This window comes from Pantoea sp. USHLN298, from assembly GCF_037149395.1.
Lineage (GTDB): Bacteria > Pseudomonadota > Gammaproteobacteria > Enterobacterales > Enterobacteriaceae > Pantoea > Pantoea astica.
The window spans coordinates 452451-471220 of record NZ_JBBCRO010000005.1; the positions used below are offsets into that span (position 1 = coordinate 452451).

General features: G+C 53.5%; 13 protein-coding genes. 7 read left to right on the top strand and 6 right to left on the bottom strand.

Annotation, left to right across the window (positions count from 1 at the left end; all coding sequences use genetic code 11):
- Position 1: 1 nt before the first annotated feature.
- Entirely contained in the window at positions 2–1372 is a 1371-nt protein-coding gene (locus WFK59_RS15620; protein ID WP_336756308.1) for an aldehyde dehydrogenase family protein, read from the bottom strand.
- A 473-nt stretch (positions 1373–1845) separates the two neighbouring features.
- Here WFK59_RS15620 and WFK59_RS15625 point away from each other — a divergent pair, with 473 nt between their 5' ends.
- The 3 genes from WFK59_RS15625 to WFK59_RS15635 all read left to right on the top strand — a co-directional run bounded on the left by WFK59_RS15625 (position 1846) and on the right by WFK59_RS15635 (position 7073).
- A complete protein-coding gene (locus tag WFK59_RS15625) occupies positions 1846–2775 on the top strand; it encodes a RepB family plasmid replication initiator protein (RefSeq protein ID WP_233988520.1) in 930 nt (309 codons plus the stop codon).
- 2119 nt (positions 2776–4894) lie between these two features.
- Complete coding sequence (locus WFK59_RS15630) at positions 4895–6094, top strand: AAA family ATPase (RefSeq protein ID WP_336756310.1); 1200 nt, start codon at positions 4895–4897, stop codon at positions 6092–6094.
- A gap of 7 nt (positions 6095–6101) precedes the next feature.
- Positions 6102–7073: a ParB family protein gene (locus WFK59_RS15635; protein ID WP_336756312.1), complete on the top strand. Its 972-nt coding sequence runs from the start codon at positions 6102–6104 to the stop codon at positions 7071–7073.
- A gap of 1614 nt (positions 7074–8687) precedes the next feature.
- Here WFK59_RS15635 and WFK59_RS15640 read toward each other — a convergent pair.
- The 4 genes from WFK59_RS15640 to WFK59_RS15655 are packed head-to-tail and all read right to left on the bottom strand — an operon-like array spanning position 8688 to position 12656.
- Positions 8688–9698, bottom strand: a complete 1011-nt coding sequence (locus tag WFK59_RS15640; protein WP_336756314.1) for a transketolase family protein — start codon at positions 9696–9698, stop codon at positions 8688–8690.
- A 1-nt stretch (position 9699) separates the two neighbouring features.
- The gene (locus tag WFK59_RS15645; RefSeq protein ID WP_336756316.1) at positions 9700–10542 is read right to left on the bottom strand and encodes a transketolase; all 843 of its coding nucleotides are present in this window, start codon (positions 10540–10542) and stop codon (positions 9700–9702) included.
- A gap of 12 nt (positions 10543–10554) precedes the next feature.
- Complete coding sequence (locus tag WFK59_RS15650) at positions 10555–11853, bottom strand: MFS transporter (protein WP_336756318.1); 1299 nt, start codon at positions 11851–11853, stop codon at positions 10555–10557.
- 53 nt (positions 11854–11906) lie between these two features.
- Entirely contained in the window at positions 11907–12656 is a 750-nt protein-coding gene (locus WFK59_RS15655; protein ID WP_336756320.1) for an SDR family NAD(P)-dependent oxidoreductase, read from the bottom strand.
- Between the two features lie 197 nt (positions 12657–12853).
- On the opposite strand from WFK59_RS15655, the gene WFK59_RS15660 reads away from it, so the two are divergent.
- The 4 genes from WFK59_RS15660 (at position 12854) to WFK59_RS15675 (ending at position 17778) form a co-directional block, all read left to right on the top strand.
- The gene (locus tag WFK59_RS15660) at positions 12854–13756 is read left to right on the top strand and encodes a LysR substrate-binding domain-containing protein (RefSeq protein ID WP_336756322.1); all 903 of its coding nucleotides are present in this window, start codon (positions 12854–12856) and stop codon (positions 13754–13756) included.
- Between the two features lie 193 nt (positions 13757–13949).
- A complete protein-coding gene (locus WFK59_RS15665; RefSeq protein ID WP_262287728.1) occupies positions 13950–15398 on the top strand; it encodes a sugar porter family MFS transporter in 1449 nt (482 codons plus the stop codon).
- A gap of 295 nt (positions 15399–15693) precedes the next feature.
- Complete coding sequence (pagP, locus tag WFK59_RS15670; RefSeq protein WP_233988503.1) at positions 15694–16260, top strand: lipid IV(A) palmitoyltransferase PagP; 567 nt, start codon at positions 15694–15696, stop codon at positions 16258–16260.
- A gap of 18 nt (positions 16261–16278) precedes the next feature.
- On the top strand, positions 16279–17778 hold the full coding sequence (locus WFK59_RS15675) for an alpha/beta hydrolase (RefSeq protein WP_336756324.1): 1500 nt from the start codon (positions 16279–16281) through the stop codon (positions 17776–17778).
- A gap of 43 nt (positions 17779–17821) precedes the next feature.
- Here WFK59_RS15675 and WFK59_RS15680 read toward each other — a convergent pair whose 3' ends face one another.
- Positions 17822–18676 carry an aldo/keto reductase family oxidoreductase gene (locus WFK59_RS15680; protein ID WP_336756326.1) on the bottom strand — a complete coding sequence of 285 codons (855 nt, stop codon included), beginning with the start codon at positions 18674–18676 and terminating at the stop codon, positions 17822–17824.
- Between the last annotated feature and the right edge of the window lie 94 nt (positions 18677–18770).

Here is an 18770-nt window from a genome sequence, read left to right on the forward strand (position 1 = left end):
CTTAGCGGCGATTTTTCCAGACGGTCTGAACGTTACAGAATTCATGCACGCCAAAGTGTGACAGTTCACGACCGTAGCCACTTTTCTTCACACCACCGATCGTCACTCGTGGATCGGAAGCGCCGTTGCCGTTGATAAATACGGCACCTACTTCCAGCTGCAACGCCAGCTGATCGGCGATCTCTTCATTGGCGGTCCAGACTGTTGCGCTTAATCCAAACTCACTGTCGTTGGCGATCGCCAGCGCATGTTGTGGGTCACGCGCCACGGCGATGGCCGCCACCGGTCCGAACAGCTCCTGCTGAAAAGCGGTCATCTCAGAGGTCACATCTGACAGGATGGTCGGCGCGTAGAAGTTGCCCTGCCCCGCCACCTTTTCGCCGCCCAGCAACAGACGAGCGCCTTCGCGCAGCGTGGCCTGTACCTGTTGATCCAGTTCATCACGCAGATCGGTACGGGCCATCGGACCCAGGAAAGTGTTTTCATCCAGCGGATCGCCCATCGTTAAAGCCTGAACGGCCGCGGTGAAGCGCTTTTCGAACGCTTCAGCAACCGGCGCTTCCACGATAAAACGTTTCGCCGCCATGCAGACCTGTCCGGTGTTCTGAAAACGGCCAATCACTGCTGATTTGACGGCTTCATCCAGATCGGCATCCGCCAGCACGATAAAGGGATCGGAGCCGCCCAGTTCTAATACGGTTTTCTTGAGTGCTGCACCCGCCTGCGCAGCGATAGCCGCTCCGGCTCGTACGCTACCGGTTACCGCGACAGCCGCGATACGATCGTCTTTAATGGCGGCGGAGACGCCGTCGTTATCGACATTGATCAGGTTAAAACCACCCGCCGGCAAATCGGTGGCGTCAAACAGCTCAGCCATCAGCGTTGCGCTTCCCATGACGTTAGGCGCGTGTTTAAGCAGATAGGTGTTGCCTGCCAGCAGCATACTCACTGCGCCTCGCAGAACCTGCCACAGAGGGAAATTCCACGGCATTACTGCCAGGATCACGCCGAGCGGACGGAATCGCTGCCACGCATCCGCAACCTGAGTGGGTTGGTCAGCCAGCATTGCCGGTCCGTTTTCCGCGTACCAGTCACACAGATTGGCACATTTAAGCACTTCAGCTCGCGCCTGAGCGATCGGTTTACCCATTTCCAGGGTGATCATGCGCGACAGGTCCGGTTCGCGCAGACGGATTTGCTCGCCCAGTTGACGCAATACCTTAACCCGAAGATCCATCGCGCTGTGTCGCCACTGTGAAAAAGCGTCTGCACTGCGGCGCAACGCATTTTCCAGTTCACTGCTGTTCTGCAGCGGATAGCGGCCAATTTCTTCGCCTGTGGTGGGGTTACGAGAGATAGCATAGTCAGTCATGGCACCCTTTCCTTATTCAGTAGACAGTCACATCACCATACGCCCGGTAATTAGTGATGAAAAATGAATAATAGTGAGGAAGTTCTTTATTAATTGAGAACGATAAGTGTCGGGTCGTTGTCAGTGTGAGGTCATTGATCGTTGCTGTGGCAGCGATCGCGGTAATGATCCTGAGGATGTTCTCTGACGTGCATACTGATAAGAACCGTGAGAGGTTATCCACTTATACAGTGATTAGTTCCTATATAACGATCCTAAAGAGATCATATAGAGATCCTAAGAGATCCCCGATCGTCGCAGGCCGCACCCCACAAGGGCTGAAAGGGTGATCGCGTTCACTATAATCAGTAAAGTGTTCACTGTAATCAGTACTTTATTCACTGTACCAGGTAGAATGTTCACTATAAACAGTGCTAATGTTCACTGTAGTCAGAAAACGATCCCTTTCATCCACAGAATGAAGATCTCAAGCTATGGCAGATAAAGATAGTGAAAACAAAGCGTTACTAGAACCTTTTCTGTCGGTGACCAAAAACAGCGGTGAAGTTATTCAGCTTCATCCCAACAAGAATAATACGGTTCAGCCTGTTGCTTTAATGCGGCTCGGATTGTTTGTTCCGACGCTGAAATCGACAGCGCGCGGCAAATCCGGTGCCATGGCATCAACGGACGCCACCAAAGAGCTGAAGAATCTCTCGCTGGTTAAAGCTGAAGGATATGAAAAGATTACCATCACCGGCGCGCGGCTGGATATGGATAACGATTTTAAAACCTGGGCTGGCATCATCCAGTCATTTTCACGTTATCCGACCAAAGGCGACACGGTGACGCTGCCGTTTATCGATTTTGTGAAGATGTGCGGCATCCCTTCAGCCAACTCCTCTGCCGCATTGCGTAAGCGTCTGGATGCTTCATTACGCCGCATTGCAACCAATACCTTATCCTTTGAAGGCAACGGCAAGGCGTATCATACCCACCTTGTGCAGTCGGCCTATTACGATCGCGAAAAGGATATCGTGCGTATCCAGGCGGACCCCAAGCTGTTTGAGCTCTATAATTTCGATCACAAGGTGTTATTGCAGCTCCGGGCGATATCACGGCTCAAGCGTAAAGAGTCTGCTCAGGCGCTCTATACTTTTCTTGAAAGCCTGCCGACTAATCCTGCACCTATCTCCCTTGCCCGCTTGCGGATGCGTCTGAACCTGGGTTCCAAGACCACCACGCAGAATCATGTGGTACGACGCGCAATGGAACAACTGAAAGAGATTGGCTATCTTGATTATTCTGAGGTGAAGCGTGGCCGCTCGGTCTTCTTCATCATCCATAGCCGTACCCCGAAACTTGATGGTATCAGCAATCTTGAGAGCATCGATTCGCTGGATGAGATTGAATTTGACGAGTAGCCTCTGCTATTCACTGTAATCAGTACCCGCGCGTTGCAGTGTCACTTCCCGCCTGAAAGTGACACTGCATGCCAGATTCAGCTGTTCACTGTAATCAGCATCCTTCCCCCTGTTCACTGCAATCAGTAACGTTCACTGTATTCAGCAGTCGCCGCTATGGCGAGATACGTATCTGGCGCTACCCCTTTTTAAATTCCATATGTAACAGTAATTTGCATGTTAGTTAGTGCTCACTTCAATATATTGGTGATTACCTTATCGCTACGTTTAACCGTTTTACTGATTACAGTGAACGTGCCTGACGACTCAAGGCTGTTTACTGATTACAGTGAACGCTTTAACACGCCATATTACTCGTTACAGTGAACACTTAATTCTAAATTATTGAAAAATAATAATTATAAAAAAACTGTGCGGTATGGGACGAGCATTACGCTCACAACCCTGTTTTTACAGCGCAATCAGTGACAAACGTGACAGGGTTCGCAGAATTGCTGATTACAGTGAACACCTGAAGTATCGGGTCAAACCGGCTGGTGGCATTGAAGAGCGGCTGGCATTGGGGTTAGGCTGTTTTTCAGCTCTGCAACTGTGGAAACGTATTACTGATTACAGTGAACGTTCCTCTTCGCCTTGTCAGGCTGGTCACGCAAGCCAGACTGCGATGTTTTCTGGTGGCACGAGCGGGTGCTCAGAATGGCTGGCTGATTACAGTGAACGTGTTGCTGATTACAGTGAATGTTTGCAGCGTAATAGTCTCTGAAAGACCACGGGCAGATCGGGTTGTTGACTGCAGTCAGTATCGGGATGAAAGCGTGAGAGGCGGGCTTACTGATCGCTATCGCAGCCCTGACCAGGCGACGCTGCGCTCAGAAGGCGGTTGCTGCAATTAAGCGAGTCATGCCTGCTTTGCCGCATCCTTAATGAATAATGCGCTATTGGTGCAGGGCTCAGGGCTCTGAACGCAGGGCTCAGGGCTCAGAACTCAGGACGCAGAACTCAGGACGCAGGGCTCAGGACGCAGGGCTCAGGACGCAGGGCTCAGGACGCAGGGCTCAGGACGCAGGGCTCAGGACGCAGGGCTCAGGACGCAGGGCTCAGGACGCAGGACGCAGAACGCAAGGCTAAGGGCGCAAGGCTCAGGACGCAGGGCTCAGAACGCAGGGCCTGGCGCCGCCAGAGTAGTATCCGCCCTACCCGGCCAGGCATTCAGAGGCGGTCAGCATCGCATCACCCTTGCCGCAACAGGAAGGCAGGTTGGCCGTATGCAGTTTACTGACTACAGTGAACGTTATGCTCGGGGCGCGCTTTTTACTGATTATAGTGAACGCAGAGTCAGCCTCCGGCTACTGCGCTACTGATTATAGTGAACGTTTGTGGGTTTGTTCACCGTTCAGCATCTCTATCCCGACGCGAGTCAGTTGTACTGTGCCTGGCAATTAACCAAACTGCAGCGTTCAGGCTCAATTTTACTGATTACAGTGAATGTTTGCGTCGCCTTGAGGAAATAAGCCAAACCAGAAGTGAGAAACTACTGACTACAGTGAACGTTTGAGTTGATGTCATGGAACCTCTCTCTGCAACGCCACTGGTCTGTTCTACTGATTACAGTGAACGTTACAGCAGACAGTTGGCTGAACACCTGCGCCATCCCGGCTCACTACCCTGCGTTCAGCTGATGATGGTTCAGACAAAATTTGCGGCCCCACCCTTTTCTTTCATAACCATCCTTTAAAGATCACAACAGGCTTCCTTAGGGTCCGCTGATTACAGTGAATGTTTTTATCATATCAGCCAGCAACTCCGTGCCCTTATCCAGCTCTCTCTTGCCCACCTATCCGCGACTCTGTCCAACCATCCGCTATCCCGCCCGCGTTCTGCCCGTTGCCTGACCTGTTACTGATTACAGTGAATGTTCTGCCAGTGTTTTACTGATTACAGTGAACGTTTCGGTCTGTGAGAATGCGCCGATACAGACAGTAATGTAAAAATAATGTGATGAACCTCACCATAACCACTCTGACTACACAGATACGCAGATTACGTTGACAGGATAAATTATTGCCTCATGTGCAGGATTTCTGTATAAAGTCATAAATCCTACATGTCCGGAGCAACTATGGCTAACGATGATAAGCAGGTAATGAAGGTGGCGCAGCGTTCAGAACGCATGTTGTTAAGCCTTACCGAGCAAATTCAGGCGCAAAAACAAGAGTTACATGAAAACACTTATTATCAGGTCTATGCCAAAGCGGCGTTAGCCAAGTTGCCTAAATTGACCCGAGCCAGTGTGGATTATGCGGTTAACGAGATGGAGGAGAGCGGCTATCAGTTCGATAAGCGTGCCGCCGGATCGTCAGTAAAGTACGCGATGTCGATTCAGAATATCATCGATATCTATCACCATCGTGGCGTACCTAAGTATCGCGACCGCCATATCGACGCCTACACCCTGTTTGTTGGTAACCTGAAAGGTGGCGTCTCTAAGACCGTATCAACCGTTTCGCTGGCACATGCGCTGCGCGCGCATCCTCATCTTTTATTTGAAGATTTGCGTATTCTGGTGATTGATCTCGATCCGCAATCGTCCGCTACCATGTTTCTGAATCATGAACGTTCAGTCGGTCTGGTCGAAGCTACGGCGGCCCAGGCGATGCTGCAGAATGTCACCCGTGATGAGCTGGTGAATGAATTTATCGTGCCGTCGATTATTCCGGGCGTTGATGTGTTGCCCGCTTCAATCGACGATGCGTTTATTGCCTCACGCTGGGACGAGCTGTGCGCTGAACATCTGCCTGGGCAAAACGTCCATTCCGTGTTGTATGACAACGTTATTGCTAAATTGAAGAAAGATTACGACTTTATCTTCATTGATAGTGGTCCACATCTGGATGCGTTTCTGAAGAACGCCATTGCTGCGTCGGATCTCCTGATGACGCCGGTGCCGCCTGCTCAGGTCGATTTCCATTCAACTCTGAAGTATCTGACCCGTTTACCGGAGTTGATTGGCATCATCGAAGACTCGGGCGCGACCTGTCGCCTGCAGGGCAACATCGGCTTTATGTCGAAACTCTCTAACAAGGCGGACCACAAACTGTGCCACAGCCTCGCCAAGGAAATCTTCGGTGGCGACATGCTGGACGCAGCCCTTCCCCGCCTTGACGGCTTCGAACGGTGCGGTGAGTCATTCGACACCGTAATCTCGGCAAATCCTTCGACCTATGTCGGCAGTAGCGAAGCGCTGAAAAATGCGCGCTCAGCTGCTGAGGATTTTGCTAAAGCGGTATTTGACCGTATCGAATTTATTCGCCTGAACTGAGGTTTGTATGAGCGCAAAAAGAATTACGATTGGCAGAACCTTCAGCCAGACGCCGCTGGAAAATGATAAGAGTGATGAACAGCACAGCCAGACCTTTGTGCTGGCCACCGGTAAACGTGCGCTGTTTCGCTTTGAGCGCATTGCGGCAAATGAAGTCGAAACGAAAACATTCGTCACGATGGAAACGAACGGCCGTGACCAGGCCGGGCTCACGCCGGATTCGCTGCGTGACATCATTCGCACTATCAAGCTGCAACAGTTTTTCCCGGCTATCGGCATCATGCGCAATGACCGCATTGAGATCCTGGATGGTTCACGCCGTCGTGCTGCGGCTATTTATTGCAAAACGGGTCTGGATGTTCTGATCAGTGACGCTGAAATCAGCGCAGAGGAAGCGCGTCGTCTGGCACAGGATATCCAGACTGCGCGTGAACATAACCTGCGTGAAGTCGGGATGCGCCTGTTAACGCTAAAAGAAGGTGGCCTGTCGCAGAAAGAGATTGCCGAAAATCAGGGCTTATCTCAGGCCAAAGTGACGCGCGCGTTGCAGGCGGCCAGCGTACCCTCTGATTTGATTTCACTGTTTCCTAATCATTCTGAACTCACCTATCCGGACTATAAAGCGCTGTTGCAGGCGGCCGATAAGTTGAGCGAGTCCGGACAAACTGTAGAAGCACTGATTGATTCGATCTCTATGGAGATTGATGTGGTCTGTGCGCGTGACGGCCTGGCTGAGGATGAGCTCAAAAATCACATCCTGCGTCTGATTCGCCAGGGCAGCCAGACGTTGATGAAAGAGCCTGAGAAAGACAAAACCCAGGCAACGACGCTTTGGTCATTTGCAGACAAGGATCGCTTCGCCCGCAAAAAAGTTCGTGGCCGGATGTTCAGCTATGAGTTCAACCGACAGTCAAAAGAGCTGCAGGAAGAGCTGGATAAAGTCATTGCAGAGACGCTGAAAAAATATCTCGCCCGTTAACGCTTCATCCGTTAAAAAACCAACGCTGCACAGCGAATGCTCGTCAGTTAAGGTTAAATTTGCAAAGGCTGTCACGGTCAAACGTGGCAGCTTTTTTTCTGCGCGCGCGTGCCGGGGTGCAGGCCTGAGCGCTTCTGCTGCTGCCGGGCCGTGCTCGCGCCGCTCACTCTTTATTTTTGGCTTTGACGTCGTGCCGGCGTACCGTTCGGCGATCGACCATTTTGCCCGTTCCCGAACTCTCCATGCTTCCCGGCGTGGACTTCTGCACCAGCGGTACCACTCTGCGTTATCACCTGTCGTTTAACTGATCACTATTCGCTCTTCAGAGCGAGTTTTTTGACGGGAAATACCTTTCGCTACAGCGATTTCAGCCGAATTTCAGGCTGAAATCGCCAGAAAATCATCGAAAATTTCAAATCTAACTTATTGTTAAATATAGATAAAACCAATTTATCACCGTCAAAACTTCGCATGAAATCGCTGTGTTTTTTGCCTGAAATTTCGCTGACATTTGCTACTAAAACGCCACCGTTTAGAACATCGATGATTTACGCTTTTGGTCTTGATCGTTAAGGCAATGATGGTCGGCTGCCTTAATTCTTACGGCAAAGATGATGCAGGCCAGCAGTTCAAAGTGATGAAGGAACCAATGCACTGATGCCAGCATTGCGGGGAAATCCTGTCAGCGGATGACACAGTCAAAAGTGAAGCCTCTATGACCGGGGCTATTCATTGAATCAGGAAGATGAGTTATTAACGTGCCAGCTTGCCGGCCACTCACTAAAGATGACAATGCAACATCATTAATCCTAAGGCTGGTTCATTAGTAACCAATCAATTTTTACTTCAGGTTCCTTAACGCACGACCAGACGGCTCAGCGCTTGTTTGCGCACCTCTGACGTTCGGAAGCCAAACGCCGCGCCAGATGGATTTCATAGATAACATATTGATTTAATTCCAATAATCAGAAGGATTTCAGCCTGAAATCGCCAGAATTTCAGGCCATTCCGGCCAATCTATTGGCAACAGGTCTCTGGAAAACAGCCTCAGGTTAAGCGGTACCGGTCAGCCAGAAGCGCAACAAACCGGGGTAAAAAAAGATACTCAGAAAATATCCCTCAGTTATCCACAGAAAAAGTGGATAACTTTTTTCCCGTTGATGAAACAGGTTTTTATGTCAGCACTTTTTTAACAGGTTTCATCGACTTTCAGGTTGTCAGCGCATTGTCATGCTTACCACGCAGTCAGGATATGAGTTGAGATAGCAGCGCCTGATCTCCCATTCACTGCGATCGGTAAACAGGGATATCACCGATGCCAGATAACCTCTTCTGCCCCGATTGCTTGCCGTCCTGCCGGTAGCGAACCACGGGTCCGGGCTGGATACTGTTTACAGTGAATAGCCAGTTTTTAGCTTTTATCGGATAGCGATAATTTTATCAGGCGGGATGCGAACACGGGAGCCGCTGGCGCTTCACTCTTATCACGATCACTGGCTGACCCGATTCGCTGACCACTGCAATCAGCAGAAGGCAGCGCTGATTCAGCTTCGCCCCGGCTACGACTGTTTTTAAGACGAAAAAAAACCGGGCCAGGCCCGGTTTTGCTGTGGATTACGCCTCCAGCCAGGCGGTGATTTGCCTGATCATTGCCTCGGTTGAGATGCCATAGCGGTCATGCAGCGTTGGAAGCGCGCCTGCTGCCAGAAAAGCATCCGGCAAGGCGATTTGCCTGAAGCGCGGCATCACGCTGTTACGCATTAGCAGACCCGCAATGGCTTCCCCTAATCCACCTACGATTGAATGATTTTCTGCGGTGATCACCAGCCGGTTAGCATCAACCGCCTCACCGGCTTCGCGCAGAATAGTCGCTTCATCCAGCGGTTTAATGACGGGTGAATGCACTACGCCTACCTCAATACCCTGCTTCTCCAGCGCTTCGGCGGCTTCCAGAGCCCGCATCGTCATCAGCCCACTACTGATGATCACCGCATGTTTGCCGCCTCGCAGGCGCTGGGCTTTACCGTGCTGATAGCGGTAATCATATTTATCCAGCACCAGCGGGACCTTACCTCGCAGCAGGCGCAGATAAACCGGTCCCTGATGCTCGGCCATAGCCGGAACGACCTGACTGATCTCCAGCGCATCACAAGGATCGATGATGGTGAGATTGGGCATCCCGCGGAAAATCGCCACATCTTCCGTGGCCTGATGGCTGGGTCCGTAGCCGGTAGTTAAGCCCGGCAGCGCACAGGCAATTTTGACATTCAGATTCTCTTCGGCGATAGCCATACAGATAAAGTCATAGGCGCGCCGTGACGCAAATACCGCGTAGGTCGTCACGAACGGCGTAAAGCCTTCACGCGCCATGCCAGCCGCTGCGCTCATCAGCAACTGCTCCGCCATGCCCATCTGATAGAAGCGTTCCGGAAAAGCGTCGGCGAACAGATGCAGGTCAGTGTACTTGCTTAAATCCGCCGTCATTCCGACCACATCCGGTCGTTGCTGCGCCAGCGAGATCAGCGCATGACCAAACGGTGCTGAGAGTGTTGGCTGTCCCTCTGCGGCTATCGACGCGATCATTGCCGAGGTGGTCAGGCGTTTTTTTTGCGGTTGTAAATTCATCTCAGACTCCTTGCTCAAGCGCAGTCAGGGCTTTGTCCCACTCATCGGCATCAACCCGGATGAAGTGCGTTTTCTCACGGCTCTCCAGAAACGAGACACCTTTGCCCATCCGGGTATCACAGATAATCACGCGTGGTTGCGGTTCAGCCCAGTTGAGCGCTGCATCAAACGCTGACTGCAAAGCCGTGATGTCATTGCCATCCACCCGCTGCGTATACCAGCCAAAAGCCTGCCAGCGATCCACAATCGGTTCAAAGGCCAGGATCTCGCTGCTATGGCCATCCGCCTGCTGATTATTGACATCAACGATGGCGATCAGATTATCCAGTTGCCAGTGTGAGGCGGACATCGCCGCTTCCCAGGTTGACCCTTCGTTCAGCTCGCCGTCTGAGAGCAGGTTAAAGACCCGCGATGCAGATCCTTTTTGCTTCAGGCCCAGACAGGCACCAACGGCGATCCCTAAGCCATGCCCGAGCGAACCGCCAGTGATTTCCATGCCCGGCGTATAGGCTGCCATGCCGGACATGGGCAAGCGGCTTTCATCGGTGCCGTAAGTCTCACGTTCGGCTTCCGGTATCACGCCAGCTTCCAGCAGAGCCGCATACAGGGCGATAGCGTAATGCCCAATCGACAGGTAAAAGCGGTCGCGCTGCTCCCAGTCAGGCTGATCGGCGCGATAGTTCATGGCATGAAAATAGCTGACGGCGAGCAGATCGGCCGCGCCGAGCGCCTGACCGATATAGCCCTGTCCCTGAACCTGGCCCATCAATAACGCGTGGCGGCGAATATTGGTAGCGCGTTGCTGCAGTGAGAGACCGGAAGACGCGTGCAGATGGTCAGTCATATTACCTCCTGATTAACGATTAACATCCGCTGCCCGGATGCGCAGCACGCACAGCGCGCCACCCAGCAGTACGGCAGCAATAAAATACATTCCTGATGCGGGTGAACCGGTTGCCGTGGTAATGGCACCAATCAGCCACGGCGAAAAGAAGCCGGCCAGATTGGCAATGCAGTTCACCGCGGCGATGCCTGCGGCAGCAGAGACGCCACCCAGCAGATTGGTCGGTAGCATCCAGAACAGTGAAGACGCAGAGAGAATCCCGGCGGCGGCAATGCACAGTGAGAGCAGCGACAGAGAGACGCTATGGCTCAGCAGCGTTGCCAGCGACAATCCACTCAGTCCCACCAGCATCGGAATGATCAGGTGCCAGCGGCGTTCACGATGACGGTCACCGCTGCGACCGGCCAGCAGCATAAAAATGATGGCGCACAGGTAGGGCAGGCTGGTCAGGAAGCCAATATGCAGCGGCTCGCTGACGCCGGAATTTTTGACCAGTGTCGGTAACCAGAAGGTCAGGGCATATTGTCCCATCACGACGCAGAAGTAGATCAGCGCCAGTAGCCAGAGACGCTTATCCGCAACGAATGCTTTAACCGTGCTGTGACAGGCCTTCTGCTGATTGTCTTCATCCAGGTCGGCGCGGACACGGCGCTTTTCGTCATCATCCAGCCAGTCCGCCTGCTCAACCCGATCTTTCAGCACCAGCAACACCACTAAACCCATAGCAATGGTAGGGATAGCCTCCAGCAGAAACATCCATTGCCAGCCGGCCCAGCCGTGGAAACCGGCAAAGGTTGCCATAATCCAGCCAGAGAGCGGGCCACCAAGCATCCCGGAAAGCGGAATGGCGATAAACCACAGCACCGTCATGCGGGCGCGGCGGCTGGCGGGGAACCAGTAGGTGAGATAGAGCAGCAGACCGGGCGCGAGTCCGGCTTCTGCCACGCCAAGCAGGAAACGCAGCAGATAGAACTGCCATGCGGTTTCAACAAAGGCGAACAGGGCTGAGATAAAACCCCAGGTGATCATGATGCGCGCGATCCAGCGGCGAGCGCCGACCCGATGCAGAATCAGATTACTGGGGACTTCAAAAAAGAAATAGCCGATAAAAAAGATGCCAGCACCCAGACCATATACCGTCTCGCTCAGTGACAGATCTTCCATCATCTGTAATTTAGCGAAGCCGACATTCACGCGGTCAAGATAGGCACAGAGATAACACAGCATCAGCCACGGCATTAATCGCCAGGCAATTTTGCGATAGGTGATATCGCGCGCAGCCGCAGCTGCGCTCAGGTTAAGCGTGCTCATGATAGTCACTCCCGGTGTGAGCCCGCCGGTAATGCGGGCAGGGCAGGGCGCTTTTAATGGATAAGCATGCCGCCGTTGACGTCCAGCGTGATGCCGGTCAGGTAGCTGGAGAGATCGCTGGCGAGGAACAGCGCAGCGTTGGCGACGTCGCTGGCTGCGCCGAGGCGGCCCAGCGGAATACCGTCAATAATGGCGTGACGACGTTCATCCTGCAGCAGACCGCCGGTGATGTCGGTCTGAATCAGACCTGGCGTAAGCGCATTGATACGGATCTGATCGGGGCCAAATTCGCGCGCCATCGCTTTGGTGAGCCCCAGCACGCCAGCTTTGGCTGCGCTGTAGTGCGGGCCGCCAAAAATACCGCCGCCGCGCTGTGCGGAAACCGACGAGAGGCAGACAATACTGCCGCTCTTTTGCTGCTGCATGGTGGGGATCACCGCTTGTGACATCAGCAAAGTGCCGCGCAGATTAACATCAAGAATGCGATTGTAATCCTCAAGGCCAATCTCCAGCGTTTTCACCGGCTGCGTAATCCCGGCGTTATTGACCAGCACATCTATCCGGCCATAGTGCTTCAGGACCTGATCGATTGCCCGGCGAACGCTAAGCGGATCGGTCACGTCTGCGGCCAGCCCCAGATGACCGTCACCACAGGCCAGCGCACTGGCCTGAGCGGCCTGTAAATCCAAATCCAGCACCACCACGCGGGCGCCGTGCTGCGCAAAGCAGGCTGCGGTTGCACGGCCAATCCCGCGTTGGGAAGCTGCACCGGTGATAATCGCGACTTTATTTTCAAGTAACATGGTCCACTCCAGAAGAATAATTATTAGTGGTTCGGTATTGCTACCGGCAGGGTCACGATCAGAATTGATAAAGCCGTCGATATTGGCAATGCAAAAAAATTCATTTGATGCTGAATGAATTTGTTGGTTTGATGCAGTTAACATTTCTGCGGTTTAGAAACGGGCATACATCACATATTTCCGTCACGGAGAGACCAATGGACAAGCAGGCTGACCACTTACCTTCGATTAAATCACTGCGGGTGTTTGAGCAGGTGGCCCATTTTGGCAATGTGGCGCGTGCGGCGGAGGAATTAAGTATTACGCCTTCGGCGGCCAGTCATCAGCTGGCAAAACTGGAACGGGAACTCGGTTGCAGCCTGTTCAATCGTTCGGCTAAAGGCGTGGTGCTGACGTTGTCAGGCGAACATTACCTTAAAGAAATCAGCCCGATACTGCTGGGCCTGGCGCAGGCGACGGCGCGCATCAGTAACGAGAAGACGCGCAGTAATCTGCGGATTCACTGCGCGCCGAGTTTCGGTCTGCTGTGGCTGTTGCCGCGGATTCATAAATTTCGCGACAGCTACCCGGAATTTCAGCTAACGCTCTCCTGCTCCTATGAAAATTTATCGTTCAGTCGCGATAATATTGATCTTGCGGTGCGGCACGGTTTCCCGGACTGGAAATCGTTTGAGATTAAAACCATCCGCCATGAAAGGATGTCGGTACTGGCTTCGCCCGATTATCTTGAACGCTTTCCCGTTAATCAGGCCGGGGATCTCATTCATCACGCGCTGATATTATCGGAATCACCGCTTATTCAGTGGCCACAATGGTTCGCTGCTCAACAATTACCCCAGCCGGACAGAGAATGGTTATTTCGCTTTGACCGCTCTTATATGAGTCTTGAAGCCGCCATGCTGGGGCACGGGCTTATTTTCGAGAGTGAGTTGCTGGCTGAAGATTATCTACGCAGCGGTAAACTGGTCAGAGTGCTGCCAGAGCCCTATAGCCTGCCGGTCAGCGCGCACCACCTGGTCTATCCGCGCGGATTTGCGCAGTTTCCTCGCGTCAGTCATTTCCTGAACTGGATCCAGCACGAACTGAATACGTTAATTTAATGTTAAAGATAATTTCGGTTCGCCACTATTTCCCTGAGTTTTGTAATTAATTATCCCGCCAGAAAAGACGCATTGCTAAAGCTAAGTGATAAATACCGTCTACACTTCATCTCCCAATCGGTAAATATGTTCCAATTTTATTCCGTATGAAATTTCATCAACGGATGTTTAACTTGTTAATGGCAGGGTAATTATGAGTACGAATAGACCAGACGCGGGTGAAGCGGGCGAACACGCGCCTGCCGACACGGTACGCCAGCGTATTTTTCTTGTGGTGCTGGTTGCCACTATGGGTGCGCTGGCGTTCGGTTATGACACCGGGATTATCTCCGGTGCCTTACCTTACATGACTTCTCCGCCGGATCAGGGCGGACTTGGGCTGAACTCCTTCACCGAAGGGCTGGTCGCCTCCTCACTGGTGTTCGGTGCGGCCATCGGTTCGTTCCTGAGCGGCTTCTTCTCCGATCGCTTTGGTCGCCGTATCACGCTGCGCAGCCTGGCAGTGTTGTTTGTGCTTGGCTCGCTGGGCACGGCGCTGGCACCATCGGTCAACGTGATGGTGGCGATGCGTTTCCTGCTCGGTATCGCGGTAGGTGGCGGCTCTTCGACCGTGCCGGTGTTCATCGCTGAAATTGCCGGTCCACGACTGCGTGCGCCGCTGGTCAGCCGTAATGAACTGATGATTGTCACCGGTCAGCTGATCGCCTACGTGGCCAGTACGCTGCTGAGTTATCTGCTGCACGATCCGCATCTGTGGCGTTACATGCTGGCCATCGCGATGGTGCCTGGCCTGTTGCTGTTTATCGGAACCTTCTTTGTTCCGGCGTCACCGCACTGGCTGGTGGCGGAAGGTCGCCTGAAAGAAGCGAAAAAGATCCTCAAATACCTGCGTGAAACGCCGCGAGAAGTGCGTCATGAAATGGCGCAGATGAAGAAGCAGGCGCGGGAAGCGGAACGGGGTCCTGATGCAAAAACCCTGATCCGCGAGAAGTGGGTGATACGCCTGATGATTATCGGCGTCGGCCTGGGCTTCGTGGCGCAGTTTACCGGGGTTAATGGCTTTATGTATTACACGCCTATCATCCTCAAGCAGACCGGTCTTGGCACCAGCGCCTCAATTGCCGCTACCATCGGCAACGGCGTCGTTTCCGTCGTGGCGGCGATTGTGGGAATCTGGGCGGTCAGCCGTTTCCCTCGTCGGGCGATGCTGATCACCGGCCTGTGTCTGGTCATCACCTCACAGATTATGCTGGGTGCGGTGATGACCTTCATCAGCCCGAGCCTGATGCAGAGCTACCTGGCGTTGGGCTGTATTCTGCTGTTCCTGTTCTGTATGCAGATGTGCATTTCACCGGTCTACTGGCTGATGATGTCGGAACTGTTCCCGATGCAGTTGCGTGGCGTGTTAACCGGCAGCGCCGTCTCATTACAGTGGATCTTTAACGCGATAGTCGCCTTTGGTTTTCCACCCATCATGGAATATGCCGGCAGCACCACCTTCTTTATCTTTGCTGCGATTAACGTCGGCTCGCTGATCTTTGTGATGGCGATGGTTCCTGAAACGCGCGGTAAAAGTCTGGAAGAGATTGAGTCCCATATGAAAGAGAAGTTTGGCGAAAAATCCCTGGCTGCTGAAGCCTGATCCCCCGAACCGGACTGGCTCCAGTCCGGTTCTTTCTTCCTGCTGTTCACCGTTAACCCTCAGCTGTAGCGCTCAGACATTCACTGTAATCAGTGGTCGTTATACCTTCACCCTTGGCGATTTCAGCCTGAAATTCTGCTCAGTACGGTCTGAAAGCAGCCTCTTCATTTCTGATCCTCTGGGGAATAAGCCAGATTATCCGCTATTTAAGCGAAGCATGACCGGTGACAATCGGCGCGTTAAGGACTGCGCTATACTCATTCGTCATCACCACCGCGCGCTGACGGGACCTGTCATGAAAATTGCAACCGCAACGGTATTGCTTGCTGCATCGCTGGCTGTCGGTCCGCTCTATGCTGAAACAGCCGTCTCGTCTCTGTCATCCTGGTGGGATGGGGTGACGGACGATGTCGCGCAGACCTGGAATGCACCGCAGCATACCGATCTCTATCTGCCCTTTATCAGCTGGCATGCCCGTTTTATGTATGACAAAGAGAAAACCGACCACTATAACGAGATGCCGTGGGGCGGCGGGCTGGGTGTGTCGCGATATGATGAGAACGGCAACTGGAATGCGTTATACGCGATGGCATTTAAAGACTCGCATAACGAGTGGCAACCGATTGTGGGTTACGGCTGGGAAAAGGGCTGGTATCCCGGTGATAATCACGATTTCCGGTTAGGCGCGGGATTAACCGCGGGTATTACGGCTCGTGACGATTTCGGCGGATATATCCCGTTGCCAATCGTCCTGCCGCTATTCTCTGCCGGTTATAAAGCGTTGAATGTGCAGTTCACCTATATTCCCGGCACCTACAACAATGGCAATGTCTTATTTGCATGGCTTCGTTATGGCTTTTAATTTTTCAGGTAAGGATGCATGACCAGGACGTTAAAAAAAATCGCCCGCTGGAGCAAACGCTGCCTTCTTGGCGCAGGGCTGATCGTGGTGCTGTTGCTGATCTTCCGGGTATATGAGGCTGAGCGTGGTCCGGAATTACATCGCTGGCACACCTGGGTACCGCATGAATTAACGGTTGAGCAGCTTGATCAGGCCAGCTATGCCGATTATCTGGCGGCGGAAAACCGGCTGTTTGATAAGATGAAGCAGCAGGTCAGCGACAAGCTGGAAGCGGACGAGAAAACGCCGCTTAACCGCTACTATGCTCGTAGCCTGATCTATCCCGAAAATTTCAGTCACGACTGGAACCGATCCTATATTCTGCGACCCGCTGGCGTACCGCGGGGAGCGGTTGTTTTGCTGCACGGCCTGACCGACAGCCCCTATAGCCTGCGACACGTGGCGGAAGCCTACCGCCAGCAGGGCTATGTGGCGGTGGCACTGCGGTTACCCGGTCACGGCACGGTGCCGGCCGGGCTGACGGATGTAGACTGGCAGGACTGGCTGGCGGCGACACGGTTAGCGGTGCGTGAAGCGACCCGGCTGGCGGGTGAGAAGACGCCTCTGCACCTGGTTGGCTTTTCCAACGGCGGCGCGCTGGCGGTGAAGTACACGCTGGACAGTCTGACCGATCACCATTTACGCCGTCCGCAACAGCTGATCCTGCTGTCGCCGATGATAGGCGTAACCCGTTTCGCCCGCTTTGCCGGTGTCGCGGGGCTGCCGTCGATTTTTCCGGCTTTTTCTAAAACGGCCTGGCTGAACATCGTGCCGGAGTTCAATCCCTTTAAGTACAACTCCTTTCCGGTTCACGCTGCTCGCCAGACCTACCTGTTAACGCAGGCGCTGCAACAGCAGATTGTGCAGGCGTCACGCCAACAGCAACTGGCGACCTTTCCGCCGGTACTGACCTTCCAGTCGGTGATGGATTCCACCGTCAGCACCCCGTCGGTGATCCGTTCTCTCTATAATTACCTGCCGGATAATGGCAGCGAACTGGTGCTGTTTGATATCAATCAGGCAGTCAGCGTCAGCCCGCTGTTCCGTCACTCCTCCTACACCGCGGTTAATCAGCTGTTGCCGGCTGCCCGTCGTTTATATACCTCAACGGTGATCACTAACGCCACGGCCACCTCGTTAAACATGGTGACGAAAACAGTACCAGCCGGTGAGATCAGCGAGCAGACGCTGCCGCTGGCGATCAATTATCCTGCCGGTCTCTATTCACTCTCCCACGTCGCGATCCCGTTTCCGGCGCAGGATGGCTTGTATGGCAGTGAGCCAGCCATCAAAAATGAGTTTGGCATCAGCTTCGGCACCCTGTCTCTGCGGGGCGAGAGTGCGGTGCTGATTGTCGGTCTTGACTCGATCATGCGCGCCACATCGAACCCGTTTTACCCCTATATGATCGACAGAATTGATCACCACATCCGCTGTAGCGATCGGCCCTCGCTGGTGGAGTGTCTGAAGCAGTTCTGACACCGTTCAGCCAAAAAAAAAGCCCGCGAGGCGGGCGAATAGCTCAGATACCGTTGAGTTTTGCCATGATCTCATCGCTTAACGTCAGTTGAGCGCTGGCCAGATTTTCCTGCAAATGCGCGGGAGATGAGGTGCCGGGGATCAGCAAAATGTTTGGCGAACGGCGCAACAGCCAGGCGAGCGCGATCTGCATCGGCGTGGCATTCAGTGAGGCGGCGACCTCATTTAACTGCGTCGACTGCAACGGCGAGAAGCCACCCAGCGGGAAGAATGGCACGTAGGCGATCTGTTGCTCGGCCAGCTGATCGATCAGCGCATCATCCTGCCGGTTTGCCAGGTTATACATGTTCTGCACGCAGACAATCGGCGTCATGGCCTGCGCGTCAGCGACCTGCTTCGGCGTCACGTTACTCAGGCCGATATGCCGGATCAATCCGCGCGCTTTGAGTTCCAGCAGGGCTGCCAGCTGCGGTTCCAGCGAACCTTCCTGCGGCGCAAACACCTGAAACATACTGCGCAGATTCACCACCTCGATGACATCCAGCCCAAGATGACGCAGGTTATCTTCTACCGCCTGGGTCAGCGCGTCGGGTTCCATCGCGGGCAGCCAGCCACCTTTAGCATCACGCCGGGCGCCGACTTTCGTCACGATGCAGAGATCCTGCGGATAGGGATGCAGCGCTTTATTGATGAGCTGGTTGGTTTCGTGCGGGCCGTAAAAATCACTGGTATCGATATGATTAACGCCTGCGGCCACCGCATCGCGGAGTACCTGAATGGCCCGCGCTTCATCTTTGACCGGACCAAAGACGCCCGGTCCCGCCAGTTGCATAGCGCCGTAGCCCAGACGGTTAACATTACGATCGCCCAGCGGATAGGTCATGGTGGTGTGTGACATGGAAACCTCCTGCGTGAATGTAGATTGATTGTAACGGGGTTCCTGTTGTGCAACTATCCGGTCAGATCAGGACAGACTGTACGGAGTGCTGCAC

Excerpts from the sequence above, each read along its gene's own strand:
- WFK59_RS15660 (WP_336756322.1), top strand. The coding sequence starts at position 12,854 with ATGGACAAGCAGGCTGACCACTTACCTTCGATTAAATCACTGCGGGTG.
- WFK59_RS15650 (WP_336756318.1), bottom strand. The coding sequence starts at position 11,853 with ATGAGCACGCTTAACCTGAGCGCAGCTGCGGCTGCGCGCGATATCACC.
- WFK59_RS15655 (WP_336756320.1), bottom strand. The coding sequence starts at position 12,656 with ATGTTACTTGAAAATAAAGTCGCGATTATCACCGGTGCAGCTTCCCAA.
- WFK59_RS15680 (WP_336756326.1), bottom strand. The coding sequence starts at position 18,676 with ATGTCACACACCACCATGACCTATCCGCTGGGCGATCGTAATGTTAAC.
- WFK59_RS15675 (WP_336756324.1), top strand. The coding sequence starts at position 16,279 with ATGACCAGGACGTTAAAAAAAATCGCCCGCTGGAGCAAACGCTGCCTT.
- WFK59_RS15665 (WP_262287728.1), top strand. The coding sequence starts at position 13,950 with ATGAGTACGAATAGACCAGACGCGGGTGAAGCGGGCGAACACGCGCCT.
- WFK59_RS15630 (WP_336756310.1), top strand. The coding sequence starts at position 4,895 with ATGGCTAACGATGATAAGCAGGTAATGAAGGTGGCGCAGCGTTCAGAA.
- WFK59_RS15635 (WP_336756312.1), top strand. The coding sequence starts at position 6,102 with ATGAGCGCAAAAAGAATTACGATTGGCAGAACCTTCAGCCAGACGCCG.
- WFK59_RS15625 (WP_233988520.1), top strand. The coding sequence starts at position 1,846 with ATGGCAGATAAAGATAGTGAAAACAAAGCGTTACTAGAACCTTTTCTG.
- WFK59_RS15640 (WP_336756314.1), bottom strand. The coding sequence starts at position 9,698 with ATGAATTTACAACCGCAAAAAAAACGCCTGACCACCTCGGCAATGATC.
- WFK59_RS15645 (WP_336756316.1), bottom strand. The coding sequence starts at position 10,542 with ATGACTGACCATCTGCACGCGTCTTCCGGTCTCTCACTGCAGCAACGC.
- WFK59_RS15620 (WP_336756308.1), bottom strand. The coding sequence starts at position 1,372 with ATGACTGACTATGCTATCTCTCGTAACCCCACCACAGGCGAAGAAATT.
- pagP (WP_233988503.1), top strand. The coding sequence starts at position 15,694 with ATGAAAATTGCAACCGCAACGGTATTGCTTGCTGCATCGCTGGCTGTC.